Genomic DNA, 16,040 nt, shown 5'->3' on the forward strand with positions numbered 1-16,040 from the left:
CGGGGGCTGCGCGGCGGACACGCCGACGTCACAGCTACTGCCACGCCATTTTTGCAGAACTTGACGCACACAACTGCTTCTCGGGTTCGCGGTGGGTTTCCGACGTACGCCCGCCGATGCGAGCTCAGTCGACGAGGTGAATACTCTTATCAGAGGAGCTGATGTGGGCTGCTGACTCAACGTAACATATGGCGGGCTTTGCTTAGCACGCCGACCAGTCCGGTAAAGGGGGTCTGCCTCTGCGATTACTTAGTTCAGGCAAGTATGTATCAGCCCGCACTTACGGGCCGATATCAGCGTATCAGCGGCCGTGGAACTCGAAATCCCAGCCGACGGCCGAAGAGAGCGGCGGAAAGCTGATGTGCGAGGGAGATCGGTTCCCCCTTGAGGCCTATTTTTACGCCAACAGCGTGAACCCATCCTTCTCTCAGATTTATGGGTTCACGACCTAGGGTATTCCGACACACAACTATCCAGCGAGCCCCGGATAGCTTGGGAACCAGGGCTGCATGCGTTCGAACTGAGCCGCCATCGCCAGAACGGTTTCGTCGGCGTGCCGCCGCCCGATGATCTGCAGGCCGACCGGCAGGCCCCGCGCCGTAAGGCCGGCCGGAACCGAAATCGCCGGGTGGCCGGTATAGTTGATCGGATAAGTCATGCACCAGCCGATCAGCGGATCGACCGCCTCGCCATTGATCGATGTCGGCCCGATCGTGTTGCCGTCCGTGGCATTCTTGACGGGCGGAACGGCCAGCGTCGGCGAGACGATCAGGTCATGGGTTTCGAATACATCCTCGAGGCCGTCATGGACGCCGGTGCGCAAAAGATCGTCGAGCGCATGGTCGATGGCGGACACCTTGTAGGCGCCCTCCAGCATGGCGAGGAACTGCGGGGTGAGCACCTTGGCGTGCTTGCCCATCAGGTCGATGCCCTCCTGTTTCCAGTACACGGCGATGGCAGCATAGTGGATCGAGATCGTGCGCACCCAAAGCGCCGCCAGTTCCTTGTGATCGGCCCTGAAATCGAGCTCGACCTCATCGACCTCAATGCCATGTCCTCGCATGACATCGACGGCACGGGCAACGACGGTGGCGACCTCAGCGTCGACCGGGAAATTGCCTAGTCGCGGGCTGTAGGCGACGCGCAGTTTCGGCGTCCACCCGGCAACGGCGCCGACATAGTCGACGCCGTGTTCCGTCAGGCAGAACGGGTCGCGGTTGTGTGGCCCGGCCATGATCTTGGTCATCAGCGCGGCGTCCGCAACGGTGCGGGTCAGCGGTCCGATATGGACCAGAGGATGTCCCCACAGGAAGGCGTCGGGGCGAGTCACCGAAGGAATGCGGCCGAAAGAGGGCTTGAAGCCGACGGTGCCGCTGAACGAGGCGGGGATGCGGACCGAACCACCGCCGTCCGTGCCTTGCGCCAGGGCCGCCATGCCGTCGGCGACCGCTGCCGCACTGCCGCCGGACGAGCCGCCGGAATTGTAGCCGATCGCGAAGGGCGTGCTGGTCGGCCCGAAGCGGAGATTGTCGGTGATGCCCTTATGGCCGAACTCCGGCGTGTTGGTCTTGCCGAGCACGATGGCGCCTGCGTCGAGCAGGCGCTCGACCGCCACGGCACTTGTTTTGGGCACCCGGTCGTGCACCGCCCACGATCCCATCGAGGTCGGCACGCCGGCCATATCGTCGAGGTCCTTGATGCCGACGGGGACGCCATGCAGCGGTCCAAGCGGACCGCCTGCCATCACGGCCTTTTCGGCGGCCCGCGCAGCTTCCATCGCCTGGTCGCCAAGAACCAGCGTATAGGCGTTGACCACCGGGTTGCGCGCCTCGATGCGGCGCAGATAGGCCTCGGTCACTTCGACCGGCGACAGGTCGCGGCGCCGGATGCGCTGGGCCAGTTCCGTGGCCGGCAGGAAACAGATCTGGTCGTCTGCAGAAGTCATAAGCCGTTCCACCTTGTTGGGTGCTATTTGATGAACACTGGATTTGCCGCGCCGCCGGTGCCCTTGCTCACTTTGACCGGACTGGCGCAGTAGAAGCCTTCGTAGCGGCGGTCCGAGGCACAGTCGGCGGCCAGCAGGTCGAGCGATGCCATTTCGGTGAACGCCACGCCCAGATTGCGCATCAGCGCGGCGTGCAGAACCAGCATCAACCCGGTCTCGGGCTCGTAGGTTGTCTCGTTGGCCAGTGTGTCGGTAACTAGACAGGGGATCTGCATCTCGTCGAACCAGCGCACGAGGTCGAGGCTGAAGGTCAGTCCGGGTTCCCAATATCCATCGCCGACGCACTGGCTTCCCGCCGCCAGTGCGCCGACCCAGCCAGTGCGAACGAGAAGGATGCTGCGCGGCAGGATATCGACCGCCTGGGCCCGGGCGCATTCCATGAGGTCGCGATGCGTGAATGTTTCAGCGCGCTCCAGGACCGGTTTGCCGCGGAACCGGGCGATGTCGAGCAGCACGCCGCGTCCGACGATCCCGCGCTCCGCGATCGGCATGATGCTGGCCTTGGTCATGCCGCCATTGGTACTGCTTGCCGCGAAGCCGTTCCAAAGCGTGTCGTCGAACCACATGTGGCCGAGCGCGTCGCAATGCGTGCCGGCCTGTGCGAAGCCGGTGATATAGTCGTCTGCGAATTCGAGGCCGCCGGCAAGCGGTTGCCAGTGGCCGTTCTCGAAGCCGGCCTTGTCGGCGACCATGAAATGCTTCGCCGGCCAGCGGCCGGGAAAGACGGCATCGCCCTCAGAGGTCCCGACCGGCACGCCGAGGGTGAAGGTGCGGCCGTCCCGCACCGACGCCAGGCCGCGCTTGACCTCATCAGCGGTCAGATAGTTGAGCGCTCCGATCTCGTCGTCGGCACCCCAATGCCCCCAGCGGCTCGGCGCATTGCCCAGCAGCCGGCGCAGCGTCATCGTTTCAGCCGCGCTCATGCTTCCGCCTGCGCGGTCGCCGGCTGCCTGGCGCCGGTGATATAAGCGACGACGTCCTCCATGTTGGTGCCGGAACTTGCGAGATCGGCGACCTTGCGGCCCCTGCGCATCACCACCACGCGGTTGCACATCTGCCAGAGATGATCGAGATTGTGGGTGACCATGACGATCGTCAGCCCCTGGGCGCCGAGTCGTTTGATGAGGTCGAGCACCTCACGGGATTCGCGTACGCCGAGCGCCGCGGTGGGCTCGTCGAGCAGCAGCAGCTTGTGGCCCCAAAAGGCACCGCGCGCGATCGCCACCAATTGGCGCTGGCCGCCGGACATGCGATCTACCGGTTTGCTGCGCACCCCGGGGATATCGATGTGCAGTTCCTCGAGGCCGCGCATCGCGATGTCGCCCATCGATTTGCGGCGGATCCAGCGCAGCAGCGCCGGGCCGCGGCCAAGCGCGATCTCGCGGCCGAGAAAGAAGTTTTCGGCGGCAGTGAACGTGCCGATCAGCGACAGGTCCTGATAGACCGTCTCAATGCCGAGGCGTTGCGCTTCGGACGGCGGCGACAACTTTTGCGGCCGCCCTTCGAGGATCACGTCGCCGGAAGTCGGGTCATGCGCGCCGGCCAGGATTTTGATCAGCGACGACTTGCCGGCACCATTGTCGCCAACGAGGCCGAGTATGTCGCCCCTGGCGATGTCCAGCGAAACGTCATCGAGTGCCTGGATGCCGCCGAAGCTGCGGCAGATCCGGCGCAGGCTGAGCAGCATCTTCTGCGCCATGGCCTATCCCCTCGCATAGCGGCGGCCAATACCGCCGAGCGCTACGGCGACGACGAGAAGGCAGCCGGTGAACAGGAACTGCGTGAAGATCGGCGCGCCGATCATGGCCAGCCCATTGTTGCCGACGGCGACCGTCAGCACGCCGATCAAGGTGCCGAGGATATGGAACTGACCCTCTCGCAGCGCCGCCGAACCGAGGAAGGCGGCCGAAAACGACGTCAGCATGAAGCTGTCACCCGCCGTCACCTGGCCGGAGCCGAGATTGGAGGCCATCAGCACGCCACCGATAGCAGCACAGGTGCTGGCGATGGCGAAGGCAACGATGCGGCTGCGATCGACGGCGACGCCGGCGCGGCGCGCTGATTCCGGGCTGACGCCGATGGCCTTGATGTGTTGGCCCTGCACTGTTCGGTTGAGGATCACCCACAGCAGCGCAAGCACGACGGCCATGATGATGACGAGGTGCGGCACTCCGGCAATCCGGCCGATCGCGATATTGGTGAATTCGCGCGACTGGGTGAGCTGCAGCGGAATTCCGCCCGAATAGGCGTAGTTCAGCCCAACAACAATGGTGCCCGTGCCAAGGGTGGCAATGAAGGCGTTCACGCCGATCTTCGAAACGACAATGCCGTTGACAATGCCGATGACCGTTCCGAGGCCGACGACAAGGAAGATGGCGGGTAGGATCGGCAAGCCGCTGCTGCTCAACAGCCCGACCAGGAGCAGCCCGCAGAAACTCGCGACATAGCCGATACTGAGGTCGAAATCACCGGCGACGAGTGGCACGGTGAGGCCGGCCGCGACAATGGTGCCGATCGCCATGTCGTTTACGATATTGCGAAAATTGCCGATGGTTGCGAAGGTCCCCGGCTCCAGCACCGAGAAGATCCCCAGCATCGACGCCAGCACGATGATGGTACCGTAGGTCCCAAGCAGGCGCATGAGCAATGCGCGCCGCTGTCGGGCATTGGGCGAGGCATAGCCGGTCTGCGTTGACGGCAGGACGCGGGGCGCCTCTGCCGGAGCGTGGGTTTCGCGCAGGGAATGATCAGCGGACATGGCGGCTCTCATGACAGCACTCCGGCCCGGCCAGGCAAGTCCGGCCCAGACCCACAATCAGGAGAGCTTACTGCGGATTGTCCTTGATGAACTTGTCGACGTTCTCTTTGGTGACGAGCGTATAGCCTGGCACAAAGGATTTGGGCTTCCACTGGTCGCCGGCTGCCAGGATGTCGGGAATCTGATCGACTAGCATTTTGCCTGCCGAAGTCAGATCGACACCGAGCGTGGCGGTCATCGTCCCGTCTTTGACAGCCTGGACAGCAGGTGCCGTGGCGTTGAACGAATAGACCTTCACGTCGCTGCGGCCGTTCTGCTTCAGCGCCGCAATCGCGCCCATGGCGTTGTCGTCATAGCAGTTGAAGATGGCGAACGGCCCCTTGGCGTTGGCATTGGCTGCAAGCCAGGCGCTGGTCGCGGCCTGCGAGGATTCGGCAGCACCCGGGATGCTGATCTCGTGCGAGGTCGCCTTGAGCCCCGGATTTGCCTTGACCGCCGCATCGAAGGCGTCGGCTCGTTCGCGGCACGGAATGCCGGGATGATAGGTGAGGTCGAGTACAGTTCCGGACTTGCCGATGTCCTTCAGCATCAAGTCGATCAGCGGTTGCGCAGCACCGGTACTTGCAGATAGCGCGATCCCGTCTGTCATGCCGCCGCCGGCCGAAAGCACGGGGATCTTTGCGTCCGCCGCCGCCTGGAGCCCGGCCGCCAGGCCCGTCGAATCGAAGACCGTGACGATGATGGCGTCCACCTTCTTGGTTGCCAGCTGCTTTATGCTGGTGATCGCTTGCGAAGGATCGCCATTGGCATTGAGCGTTTCCACCGACCAGCCCTTGGACTTGGCTTCCTGGCTCATCGTGTCGACCATCTGGTTTGTGTCGACGTCGGATGTCGAGAAGGTGACGATGCCGATCGTCAGCTTGTCATTCGCGGCGAGGGCGGCCGACGTGAAGGATGCTGCGACGAGCGCAGCGGTCGAGAGCTTCTGAAAGCGGTTCACTGTGCGTATCCCCTGTTGAGTGTTCCGGCTCACCTCCAGACCGCGCAGCAGCCCAGCTTGGACGCCATCTACAGGTCGTCACAGTCAGTCTGTTTGTTCGTGCGAGCCACGTACTAACTATAGGCACAAGCTCTTATGCCGCGCAACGGCTAATTTCAACCGGCTTTGGTGAGTCGAGGTTCAATCGCTGTGGGGCTCTTGGGCAAGCGCGCAGCTAGGCCGCCTTCTTGGTCTCCGCGACCTGAACGCCCAGTCGGAACGCCTGACCGTCTGCAAACGAACGCGCGTAGCTCTCAGATGTAAAAGGGACCGCGGTGGTGGTGCCGTTGACCGTCACGCGAACCGACCACTCTTTGTCCCTAATAATTTCAACGGCATGTTGCTCATGCGCAGCCATGCCTTCCTCCCAGAATCTTCCGTTGAGGATGGGAGGATAGCGTCGTAAAACTGGTTTGCATGCAAATAATCCGACACCGCGACGTCGAAATGTCGAAACACGCGCAGCTAGGCTTAAGTCGATGGCCTCACCTTGAGCTGTTCGAGATGTTCCTTGGCGAGGTTGAAAAGTGCGGTGGCAGTCTCTTCAGCCGTCCAGCCTTGCTCGATGCAAGAGGACACCAGAGCGGCGTACGCGCCTTCGAGGGCGACTGCGCAGTTCACGCTCCTGTCCGGGCTGTCCTGGGAGAGAAGGGGCGGTTCGACGTGTGCTGTTTGGGACATGCAGAATAATTGGCGGAGTGCCAGAAAGTTCCTCCGCACTCGCGCTTCGCACCGCGGTGCCGCCCACAGCGTCTTGCTAAGTGACTTTGCGCCGTAATTCGCTCGCGTTCGAATTGAGAGCGACCTCGGATTGAACACGCGGATTACCAGGCGGACAAAAAAGCCCCGGCGCTGGGTCGTTGCGCCGGGGCTTTGGGCACGTACAAGCTACACCAACATGTCCGTTTATGAACGTGCGCTAATAAAGTGAAAAAACGGTGAACCACACATAGGCCGAAGGGCGCACGCTCAAAGCTAGGGTGAAGCGGCAATATCAGTGATGACAAGTTGCGCACCCTGATTGTTCCACCTAGCTTTCGACCGAACGAGGGGACGAGGGTGCCGACTGTGTTGATTTGCCAAGATGATGTACTCCGTCACCGGCCGATGAAGCGAGCCGGCTCGAACCGCAAATCTCGAAATGTCTAGTGATGGCCACTGGGACCCCGCACATTCGGAGATTCGAAGCTGATTTCAGGTGGTGCTAAGCAAGGCCGGCAAGGTGGAGACGATCACTTATGCTAGTATGCTCATACATCGCTTTGCTCTGAGTGGCGGCCCAGCAGCTTGGGTTAGGGGGGCGGCCGCTGGGCCTGACCAGCGAGCCTTAGGGAATGCTCGACTGGCTGGTTAATATATTAGATAAATCTAATGTAATTGAACCATGCGAACGAAGTACGCGGCGGTAAGAAAGTGGCTGGCACGATTCACTTACCGCGCGCTTTTGCCTTGGGTTCTGGCGAGCTTTCGGACGGGTTTGCGGCCAATTTTGCAGATCGCCGATCTGTTACCCACAGGGACTTTTTCCTCGCCACCAAATCGTCACGATCGCCCTCAGCGGTCGCTCGGCTATGCATCGCAGCTATGGCGTAGTCGGCTCTGTTGGTTCGATAGTCTTCTTTTTGGACAGTCATCGTTTGCTCCCAGTTTCATAGCCCCTCTTTTTGCCCTTGCGGGGAGATTAACTGCCGGTGCATTACGCGAGTCAATCGATGAAACGACCACTCCGCAGTCGCGAGGGCGGGAAGCAAGCCGACAATTTTAACGTTGGAACGGCTTACAGAGTGCCGGCAACACAGCCGCCCTTTCGTCGGNTACCTTGATGTCTGTGTTGTCCATCATGCTGCCAACCGGCAAGCCAAGCCAAAACACGCCGTCCACATCATGGCGGGCGGTTCTGTCTTGTATGGCCATTATCGGCGCGAGGTCGGAACTCGTTCGGTAAAGTTCGGCTTCCAACTGGCTGCAGGACTTGCCCGCGTATACGCGGACGAAACCAGCGTGGGCTTGATGTCGGCTGGGCGAGTAGCGCAGCCCGACAAAACGCTGATGGCTACAAACGCACATAACTTGATTCATGCTTCCCCCAAAATGCCCGCGGCTAGCAGGCGCTGAGGGCAGGACGAAGTCTATTTGCCTTGACGGCATGCGGAATATATTCCTATTTTGCGGGATGCCGCACCCTCGCCGACACGAAGCCGTTTCCGAATATCACCTCGCCAAAATTGAACGATAGGCGTGGCTTCTGACGGTAGAACTCCGCGACGCGCAGTTGTCGCTCAAGCCATTTGGCGAGCATTGGGAAGCGATCGACCATCTGCATCGGGACATAAAGCGGGCGCTCAATCTGCTTAACAATAGGCCGGCGGACTACGAAGAACCACATTTCGCGCCTATGTCGCGAGGGTGAAGAACTAGCCTGTCAGTTTAGTGAAGTCGTGGCGCCGCGCGCGAACATGTGCCAGCAAATTCGTTTCGTTTACGACCCCTGATTGAAAGAGATTCAGNTTCCTATTTTGCGGGATGCCGCACCCTCGCCGACACGAAGCCGTTTCCGAATATCACCTCGCCAAAATTGAACGACAGGCGTGGCGCCTTGTCTCTGTCGGTCGGGGCGACGCTTTTGGACCTCAAAGTGTCCGCTGCCGACCTCGGCCTGCGGGTTGGTGAACCCGTTGAAATCATCGTTGATCTGATCGCCGCACAAAGCCTTCAGATCATCGGCAGCATCGCGGTGGCATCCGGGGTGGCGCACAACGAGAGCAACACGGTCAACCCGGCAGTGGCGGGCGGGCTGGGCTACATGAGCGTTGGGCTGACCGTCACGCCGACCCAGAACGATGTCACGTTTGGCACGAGCCTGCTGGTTCGGCTCAACATCGCTGCCGGCGTCGGTGCGAATGGCCTGTTCGTGCTCGGCTGGGCTGTCCAGAAGGCCAAGTCACGCCTGACCTACATCGGCGGGGCTCTCCAATCTGCGGCCATGGTGGCGGAGGATGCGCACCCGAAGCTTAACATCGACCCGTTCTTCCGCATTGCGGCCAGCGGCGTCACCAACGACTATGCTGGCAACCCCCTGATCGGAGCATCGGCTGGCGGGTTTCCTCCTGTTCTGGTCAACGCGCCGGCAGGCTCGCCCTTCGGCACCAGGCCATCAAGCTGCCGGCCGGCCACGCTGCACGACATCAAGACGCCCGTAGCCGAAGCAGGGTTGACGGTGGGAGAAACTGTCTGGTGTATCTTCGCCTTCATGGCGGGGAGTGCCCAGTCCATCCAGTTCATCCAATACATTCCGGTGTCGTCCGGGGTGACCCAGACCGCTCAGATAACCAAAACGGTCAATGGCCTGACGTATATTTCGCTGCCCATCGTGGTCACCCAGAACGACGTTACCTACGGCCTTAATCACCAGCTCCGCATCCTTCCGACAGGGGCCTTGGCCGCGGATGCCTACCTTCTCGGCTGGGCCATCCAGAAGGCACCGGGCCGGCTGATCGATAACCATGGCCGGTTTGACAAACTGGCCAAGGACGTTGCCTCCGTGCCGGCCTCGCAGTTCGCCGGCAAGATCGGTGCGCACTTCGGCGATAGCATCATCGAAAGTGTCATCTGGCCGGGCATCACGCCGACCGCCAAGATTGCCCAGCGCACCGGCATGACGATCACCAACTGCGGCGGCGGCGGTACCCGCATGGCCAACCATGCTGCGAACTATGACAAGTTCTCGTTTTACCGGCTGGCCGATGCCATTGCCTCCGGTGATTTTTCCCAACAGATAGCCGCAGCAACGCTCATCGGAGGCACCTTTCCAGCGATTGCAGCGCGCATGGCATCGGTGGATTACAGCCTGCTGGATTACCTGATCCCCTCGTTCGGCACCAACGACTTCACCGGCGCCGGCCCGACGTGCCCCATCGGCACCAATGCGGACATAACCGGGGCGACCTTCAAGGGAGCCATCAACTACGGCATCCAGACGATCATGACCGCCCGGCCGAACCTGAAGCTCATCTTCACGACGCCGATATGGCGGACGCTGGACGGCACTGCGGGAGGAGCCGGAAGCCAGCTGATCGACTACGCCAACGCCATGCTTGAGGTCTGCGCCCTAAACAGGGTGCCAGTGGTCGATCTGTACCGCCGCTTCATCATCAACCAGTTCAACTACGTTCATTGGATGGGTCCTGGAGACGGAACTCACCCTAACAATCTTGGACAGGACCTGATCGGCGGCATGATGGCGGCGGGGCTGTTCGACAACTTCTAAGTTGCGCCTAGACAATCTCGGCGCGGACGAAATGCCATGACGCCGTGTTAATGATCGTGTCCGGGGTGTAGGGATTGGTGAGTTTCACTAGCGTCCCATCAACTTCCGCGACCGTCCAGACGCCAGTTTCGTCGCTCCAGTCGCCCGGAACCGCTACAATCATGGTGATGCGGTAATCTCTTCCGATTTCGAACATTCGGCCCTCCCCAGTTTTTGGTTCGGGGCAGAATGCGCGCGTGCTTGGGTCGGCGCAAGCGTCACCGACCTCGCAGGCGCGGATGGCGTCGACCAGCGCGACAACCGCGCCACGGGCCAGGTGGATGCCATCCTCGACGTGATCTCGAGCAACCTTTTCACGGCGATGGCAAATCTACCCTAGTGGAAGTCAATCTTTTTCGACGGCTGCGCGGTGTGGCTTTTGAGACTGATGAGCGCAGGCGTGTCGATCTTCGACGCTATCCGCCGGGCCAGTTCCCGCAATTCGAAAAAGCCGTCAATACTCATCAGGCTCAACGGTGTGCCTGACGAAGTATCCCACCGCAAAGGTACTTTGTCTTGCCTGTACGAAGATCCGTTCATCTCGCAAATGGCGTCGTAAATCGCCTGTGCGATCGACATTTCGGCACGGATACGCTCTGCGTCTTTTTGGCTGTTCATAAGAATTTTTCCCCAAACCACGGTCCCCCTTAGCCGCTTTCATTAGGTGTCGCTAGATCACGCGGATGTGACACGTCGGATAAAATCGATTGATATGGCCGAGGGAGCGCACGCGGTTTTCTTTGGTCTTCGCCGTGTTGAGCGCCGTGCAAGACTCGTGCCGCGTCCATCTTGATCGCAGCGTTGAATGGGCACTATTCGCAATGTATATTGCGCGCATGAGCACTGCAGCTGACAACAATTTTTTGCTGCCGCCCCCGGCTCCAGCGTATCTGCCGGCGCGCGTCATCGGCGACCCGAAGAAGGCGGCGTAGTGGTCAGCCCGCTTCCGGATCCCGAGGTCGCGGACGAAGCGCCAAGCGAGCCCTACCTCACCCCATACGACAATAAACGCGTCGCCATGTATATGTGGCTGCTGGACGCCGCCTATGACGACGAGGATTGGCGCGTGGTTGCCAGGACTGTGCTGCATATCGATCCCGAGAAGGAACCGAAGCGGGCGCACCGAGCCTGGGAAACTCATCTCGCCCGCGCCCGGTGGATTCTCAAGGAAGGGTACAAGTTCCTGTTCCCGAGCCCCACGACTCACTGACGAGTCTGTCCGTTAGGGCCGAAATTGGGGCCGCAAGAAGATACCGACAAAAGGTTTAATGAAATCAACGGCATCTGGCGGAGGGAGTAACCGTCCGGCTGTTTTTTCGCGCCGACGTCATGCCTTTTCTTCGCACCGGTTAAAGGTTTTGGTTCCCTGGACCAGGAAACATCGATGGGGCTCGCGGTCACCCAGGTGAACCCACCGCATCCACCATGCGCATCAAGCGCACTGGTCAGTCGACGCGACAATACACGAGACCCGCCGCGCAGTGCCTGCAGTTCTTTGAGACTGGCACTGATGAAGGCAAGTGCCTCGCCGCGGTTGGGAACCGGTCCCTTCTTCATAGCACGAACCCTGCTGCCACGAATTGACCCCAACTTAATTAAACGCGCTCTCATGGCGTGAAAGTGACTGTCAGCATTGGAGGCGCGGAAATTTCTCCCAATGCAGATGCTCAGGACGTCCTTCGCACTGCCGGACGGTGCCTTTTTGAAGCGAAACAACATGGACGAAATCGTGTTTCGTTCGTCTATGAAGCCGCCATGTTGCGGGTCGTGACGCCCTAACCTACCGCTGGCCCAGCCCTGACGCTGGCAGAGTATCGCGAGAATGGGGCCTGCCTTCCAACCGATTGCGGATGCACCAACAACCCGGCCACGTACGACGTTTCACAGCCTGGGGCCTATTTTTCAGGTAACCGGCAATTCGTTGGAGTCCGTTCTCCTAAGTGACGCAAAAAGGCCCGCCCCATTGTGTGGAGCAGGCCCTTTGACTTGCGCGGTACTCAGAACTTTGCCGCTTCGCGAAAGATAATAGCGAATGGTAAACATCGACTGAACGTCCGTGCCGCTTCGGTGGCCTTGGGTTAGGTGGGGCCTGTCCTTGTTGCTTGGCGAGATCGGGGCGGCTGATGCCGGCTCAGTGCGACGCGGATTTCGTGCAAACCCCGACAATGCTGCCCCCGCATCGATCACCGCAAGCAGATTGGCCAGCTAAATGTCATCCACTGCAGGGCAAATTCGTTGCTCGCCGGCCGACAAATGCTGGGAGGCACTGCATGCGCGCGCTCGCGCGGACCTGTGGTGAAAGAATTGGCGCCCGGCCGCGATTGATCAAAGTTGGGCCTGCGGACCGAGTGTCACGCTTGCGATCGTAACATTGATGCGAGTCCGAATTTACTCTTTGGCTCGCGCCCAAGCTGGACGCTCAAGGATGCCGCGTCTTCGCCGATATCCTGACGCTTCAGCCCGGCGACCGGTGGCGCAGAGAAACCTCACGAACGCGAGCCGGATCGCGAGCCAGATCGAAGATGAGCTTTCCACCCCTGCATGGTACCGGAGTCTGGGCCCGTTGGCGCAGGATGGAAGTCGATCCTGATGTACGATGATACACTTCCCGTGCGTCGAGATGGGCGGACTCGAAATGAGGCCGCAGTTCGTCAACGACACCGTTGTCGCTCGGGATTGCCTGCTCGAACAGCAGATGTCCGTAATCGGCCGTCAGGCTTCGAGCTCCTTCGGCTGACTTTTGAGGGCGGCGATGAGTAGCCCCAAAAGAGCCTTCCGCCACCGGAGCAGGAGCGAGAAGTTGTAGCCGGCGGCGGCCAGGACGGCGTCGCCCTGCTGGCGGGCGAGGTAGTTGCGGCCAGCTTCTTTCGCTTCGCGCCACCAACCCTTCGACCAAACCGGTGCCGTGACACCCGTTCCGAGAACAGGCGAGCCGCGCGCCGGTCTATATGCCGCGAAGGACAGACGAGCCAACATCCCGAAACTTGCTTACGTCGAACTCGCGGGAGACCGGCACCAGGGGGCCTGACACCAAGTCCTCGAATGCCCTCGATGTGTGTTCAAGATCCTAGGAAGTTCTCTCCTTACCACTGGAAGACAGCTCGTCCAGCCGCATCTGAACAGGAGGCCGGTGCTCAATCAGTGCCGCGCAGGATGTGCCCGATTGACAGGCATCAGGGAAGCCCAGGTCCTTAGTCCACAACGCTGTGACGAGCGCGACAACCGCGGCGGGGTTAGCCAGCTCACAGTTCAAGTCGATGGCTCAACTGTTGCATGGGGAGAGCTCTTACTTCTCGCTCCAAGTGCGGACGCGGCGCACGAGCTCGGAAGTTGAGATCCCGTAGCGATCGTGAAGCGTCGGCAGCGCGCCAGCGTCGAGGAACTCGTCCGGCAGGGCGATCTGCCGAAAGACTGGGCCCACTCCCTCCCGCATCAGCAGCGCGGCGACACCTTCGCCCAGCCCACCGATGATGGTGTGGTTCTCGGTCACTATCATTAGCCGTCCCGGACGGCGCGCCGCGGCAAGTATCGTCTCCGTGTCCAGAGGCTTGATCGTCGGAACGTGCAGAACGGCGCAGCCGATCCTGTCGGCTTCAAGCGCCTTCGCCGCCTCCAGCGCGCGCATGGTCATCAGGCCGCTTGAAATGAACAGCACATCCTCACCCTCGCGCAACAGGCGTGCCTTGCCGATTTGGAATGTGTAATCGTACTCGTCGAGCACGACAGGGACCTTGCCGCGCAAAAGCCGCATGTAGACCGGCCCGTTGTAGTCCGCGATCGCCTCCGTGGCCTGTTCGATGTCGAGCGCGTCGCAAGGGTCGATGATCGTCAGGTTCGGCATCCCGCGGAAGATCGCGATGTCCTCCGTCGCCTGGTGGCTGGGGCCGTAGCCGGTCGTCAGCCCCGGTAAGGCGCAGACGATCTTCACATTGAGTTTCTCCTCGGCGATCGCCATGCAGATGAAATCGTAGGCACGTCGCGATGCGAAGACGGCATAGGTCGTCGCGAAAGGCGTGAAGCCCTCCCGCGCCAGGCCGGCGGCGGCGCTCATCAGCACCTGCTCCGCCATGCCCATCTGATAGAAGCGGTCCGGATGCTCCTGTGCGAAGACATGGAGATCGGTGTATTTCGCGAGGTCCGCCGTCAGGCCAACTATCCCGGGCCGCTGGTGCGCCAGTCTGGCCAGTGTGTGCCCGAACGGCGCATTGCGTGTCGGTACGCCATCGGGCGCGATCGACGCGATCATCGCCGATGTGGTCTTGCGCTCACCGGCATTGGCGGCGTGGCGCGGCGCGAATTTTGACAACCTCAACGCGGACGTCCCTTTTCCAAAGCTTCGAGCGCCAGCGCCCATTCATGCGGTTCGACGCGGATGAAATGCGTGATGTCGCGGGTTTCCAGGAATGGCACACCCTTGGCCATGCGCGTATCGCAAACGATCACACGCGGACGAGGTTCCTTCAGGCCGCGCGCCAGGTCGAAGGCCTTGCGGACCGCCTCGATGTCGTTGCCGTCGACGCGCTGCGCATGCCAGCCGAACGCCTCGAACTTGTCGGTCACCGGTTCGGAGGAGAGCATGGCCGTCGACGGACCATCGGCCTGCTGATTGTTGAAGTCGACAATGGCAATGAGATTGTCGAGCTTGTGGTGGGCGGCCGACATCGCGGCTTCCCAGGTCGAGCCCTCACCGAGCTCGCCGTCGGACAAAAGATTGTAGACGAAACTGTCGCTTCGCTTGCGCGTCAGCCCCATGCACATGCCAACGGCAATGCCAAGGCCGTGACCGAGCGAGCCGCCGGTGATCTCCATGCCGGGCGTGTATGGCGCCATGCCCGACATCGGCATACGGCTTTCATCGCTGCCATAGGTTTCGAGCTCTTCCTCCGGCAGCACGCCCGCTTCGATCAGAGCCGCGTAGAGCGCGATCGCATAGTGTCCGATCGACAGCAGGAAGCGGTCGCGTCCCTCCCACAACGTGTCCTCCGGCCGGTAGCGAAGCGCATGGAAATAGGCGACGGCAAGCACGTCGGCGACACCCAGCGCCTGTCCGACATAACCTTGGCCCTGGACTTGGCCCATTCGCACGGCATGTCGGCGGATACGATAGGCTCGTTCGGCCAGGCTGACATTGCTGCCAGCGCGAGGCATCTCAAGATCCGTTATCCTCTCAGCCATGGATCAGCATCCCACCGTTGACATCGATCACGGCGCCGGTGATGTAGCTGGCCAGATCGGACGCCAAAAAGAGATAGGCGCCAGCGACGTCGCGCGCATCCCCCAGCCGGCTGAGCGGGATTCCCTTGATGATGTCGGCGCGCATGGCTTCGGTCAGTTTGCCGCCGGTGATGTCGGTCTGGATCAGGCCCGGTGTGACACAGTTGACGCGGATGCCTTCGGGACCGAATTCGCGCGCCATGGCCTTGGCAAGCCCCAGAACACCCGCCTTGGCAGCCGAATAGTGCGGGCCACCGAAGATGCCGCCGCCGCGCTGGGCCGAAACCGACGACATGCAGATGATCGAGCCACCGCCATTTTCGCGCATGTTCGGGATGAATGCCTGGCTGAGATAGAGCACGCCGCGTAGGTTGACATCGAGCATGCGGTCCCAGTCAGCCGGGCCGATATCCAGTGTCTTTGCGGGCTGCGTGATCCCGGCAATGTTGCACAGCACGTCGACCTTGCCGAAGGCTTCGGCCACTTCGGCAGCAGCCCTCTTGCAGGCATCGAGGTCGGCGACGTTACAGGCGAGGCCAATGTGCTCGGGCCCAAGCGACTCGGCGGCGTCACGGGCCTGTTGCTCATCGAGGTCAAGAATAGCAATGCGCGCGCCTTGCTCCGCCATCAGCGTTGCCGTGGAGCGGCCTATCCCCCGAGGGCTCGCGGCCCCTGAAATCACCACGGCCTTGCCCTTCAGCAACATGTCGAACTCTCC

15 protein-coding genes and 1 pseudogene are annotated in these 16,040 nt (G+C 61.3%); 2 read left to right on the forward strand and 14 right to left on the reverse strand.

Annotation, left to right across the window (positions count from 1 at the left end; genetic code table 11):
• Positions 1-469: 469 nt before the first annotated feature.
• The 7 genes from X760_RS70140 to X760_RS76810 all read right to left on the reverse strand — a co-directional run bounded on the left by X760_RS70140 (position 470) and on the right by X760_RS76810 (position 8,188).
• Entirely contained in the window at positions 470-1,945 is a 1,476-nt protein-coding gene (locus X760_RS70140) for an amidase family protein (RefSeq protein ID WP_023722429.1), read from the reverse strand.
• Between the two features lie 23 nt (positions 1,946-1,968).
• Positions 1,969-2,928, reverse strand: a complete 960-nt coding sequence (locus X760_RS70145; RefSeq protein ID WP_031195124.1) for a cyclase family protein — start codon at positions 2,926-2,928, stop codon at positions 1,969-1,971.
• Positions 2,925-3,704, reverse strand: a complete 780-nt coding sequence (locus X760_RS70150; protein WP_023722431.1) for an ATP-binding cassette domain-containing protein — start codon at positions 3,702-3,704, stop codon at positions 2,925-2,927. Before X760_RS70150 ends, X760_RS70145 begins: the two co-directional genes overlap by 4 nt.
• Positions 3,705-3,707: 3 nt before the next feature.
• Positions 3,708-4,763 carry an ABC transporter permease gene (locus tag X760_RS70155; RefSeq protein WP_031195125.1) on the reverse strand — a complete coding sequence of 352 codons (1,056 nt, stop codon included), beginning with the start codon at positions 4,761-4,763 and terminating at the stop codon, positions 3,708-3,710.
• Positions 4,764-4,830: 67 nt separating this feature from the next.
• A complete protein-coding gene (locus X760_RS70160) occupies positions 4,831-5,763 on the reverse strand; it encodes a sugar ABC transporter substrate-binding protein (protein ID WP_023722433.1) in 933 nt (310 codons plus the stop codon).
• Positions 5,764-5,977: 214 nt separating this feature from the next.
• Entirely contained in the window at positions 5,978-6,160 is a 183-nt protein-coding gene (locus X760_RS70165) for a hypothetical protein (protein WP_023722434.1), read from the reverse strand.
• 1,803 nt (positions 6,161-7,963) lie between these two features.
• Positions 7,964-8,188 carry a hypothetical protein gene (locus X760_RS76810; protein WP_023680684.1) on the reverse strand — a complete coding sequence of 75 codons (225 nt, stop codon included), beginning with the start codon at positions 8,186-8,188 and terminating at the stop codon, positions 7,964-7,966.
• Between the two features lie 210 nt (positions 8,189-8,398).
• Here X760_RS76810 and X760_RS70180 point away from each other — a divergent pair, with 210 nt between their 5' ends.
• Positions 8,399-10,069, forward strand: a complete 1,671-nt coding sequence (locus X760_RS70180) for a GDSL-type esterase/lipase family protein (protein ID WP_156948291.1) — start codon at positions 8,399-8,401, stop codon at positions 10,067-10,069.
• Positions 10,070-10,076: 7 nt separating this feature from the next.
• Here the strand turns inward: X760_RS70180 and X760_RS70185 are convergent, their stop codons facing one another.
• A complete protein-coding gene (locus X760_RS70185) occupies positions 10,077-10,265 on the reverse strand; it encodes a hypothetical protein (RefSeq protein ID WP_023722438.1) in 189 nt (62 codons plus the stop codon).
• A 179-nt stretch (positions 10,266-10,444) separates the two neighbouring features.
• Positions 10,445-10,726 carry a hypothetical protein gene (locus tag X760_RS70190; RefSeq protein WP_023722439.1) on the reverse strand — a complete coding sequence of 94 codons (282 nt, stop codon included), beginning with the start codon at positions 10,724-10,726 and terminating at the stop codon, positions 10,445-10,447.
• Positions 10,727-11,039: 313 nt separating this feature from the next.
• Here X760_RS70190 and X760_RS70195 point away from each other — a divergent pair, with 313 nt between their 5' ends.
• On the forward strand, positions 11,040-11,318 hold the full coding sequence (locus tag X760_RS70195; protein ID WP_023722441.1) for a hypothetical protein: 279 nt from the start codon (positions 11,040-11,042) through the stop codon (positions 11,316-11,318).
• Here X760_RS70195 and X760_RS76815 read toward each other — a convergent pair.
• The 5 genes and pseudogenes from X760_RS76815 to X760_RS70210 all read right to left on the reverse strand — a co-directional run bounded on the left by X760_RS76815 (position 11,312) and on the right by X760_RS70210 (position 16,028).
• The gene (locus X760_RS76815) at positions 11,312-11,827 is read right to left on the reverse strand and encodes a hypothetical protein (RefSeq protein ID WP_245278754.1); all 516 of its coding nucleotides are present in this window, start codon (positions 11,825-11,827) and stop codon (positions 11,312-11,314) included. The genes X760_RS70195 and X760_RS76815 overlap by 7 nt on opposite strands.
• 993 nt (positions 11,828-12,820) lie before the next feature.
• Positions 12,821-12,967 (reverse strand): annotated as a pseudogene (locus X760_RS76825) (IS5/IS1182 family transposase); the annotation flags it as partial.
• 427 nt (positions 12,968-13,394) lie between these two features.
• Positions 13,395-14,354 carry a transketolase family protein gene (locus X760_RS70200; RefSeq protein ID WP_051409768.1) on the reverse strand — a complete coding sequence of 320 codons (960 nt, stop codon included), beginning with the start codon at positions 14,352-14,354 and terminating at the stop codon, positions 13,395-13,397.
• 62 nt (positions 14,355-14,416) lie between these two features.
• A complete protein-coding gene (locus X760_RS70205; protein ID WP_156948304.1) occupies positions 14,417-15,256 on the reverse strand; it encodes a transketolase in 840 nt (279 codons plus the stop codon).
• Positions 15,257-15,275: 19 nt separating this feature from the next.
• Entirely contained in the window at positions 15,276-16,028 is a 753-nt protein-coding gene (locus X760_RS70210; protein ID WP_023722445.1) for an SDR family NAD(P)-dependent oxidoreductase, read from the reverse strand.
• Positions 16,029-16,040: the final 12 nt, after the last annotated feature.

Origin of the sequence: Mesorhizobium sp. LSHC420B00 (assembly GCF_000503055.1) — a bacterium.
Classification (GTDB): Bacteria; Pseudomonadota; Alphaproteobacteria; order Rhizobiales; family Rhizobiaceae; genus Mesorhizobium.

Bases quoted from the DNA above. Each gene is read 5' to 3' on its own strand.
- X760_RS70140 (WP_023722429.1), bottom strand. From the start codon at position 1,945: ATGACTTCTGCAGACGACCAGATCTGTTTCCTGCCGGCCACGGAACTG.
- X760_RS70145 (WP_031195124.1), bottom strand. From the start codon at position 2,928: ATGAGCGCGGCTGAAACGATGACGCTGCGCCGGCTGCTGGGCAATGCG.
- X760_RS70150 (WP_023722431.1), bottom strand. From the start codon at position 3,704: ATGGCGCAGAAGATGCTGCTCAGCCTGCGCCGGATCTGCCGCAGCTTC.
- X760_RS70155 (WP_031195125.1), bottom strand. From the start codon at position 4,763: ATGTCCGCTGATCATTCCCTGCGCGAAACCCACGCTCCGGCAGAGGCG.
- X760_RS70165 (WP_023722434.1), bottom strand. From the start codon at position 6,160: ATGGCTGCGCATGAGCAACATGCCGTTGAAATTATTAGGGACAAAGAG.
- X760_RS76810 (WP_023680684.1), bottom strand. From the start codon at position 8,188: ATGTGGTTCTTCGTAGTCCGCCGGCCTATTGTTAAGCAGATTGAGCGC.
- X760_RS70185 (WP_023722438.1), bottom strand. From the start codon at position 10,265: ATGTTCGAAATCGGAAGAGATTACCGCATCACCATGATTGTAGCGGTT.
- X760_RS70190 (WP_023722439.1), bottom strand. From the start codon at position 10,726: ATGAACAGCCAAAAAGACGCAGAGCGTATCCGTGCCGAAATGTCGATC.
- X760_RS76815 (WP_245278754.1), bottom strand. From the start codon at position 11,827: ATGTTGTTTCGCTTCAAAAAGGCACCGTCCGGCAGTGCGAAGGACGTC.
- X760_RS70200 (WP_051409768.1), bottom strand. From the start codon at position 14,354: ATGATCGCGTCGATCGCGCCCGATGGCGTACCGACACGCAATGCGCCG.
- X760_RS70205 (WP_156948304.1), bottom strand. From the start codon at position 15,256: ATGCCTCGCGCTGGCAGCAATGTCAGCCTGGCCGAACGAGCCTATCGT.
- X760_RS70210 (WP_023722445.1), bottom strand. From the start codon at position 16,028: ATGTTGCTGAAGGGCAAGGCCGTGGTGATTTCAGGGGCCGCGAGCCCT.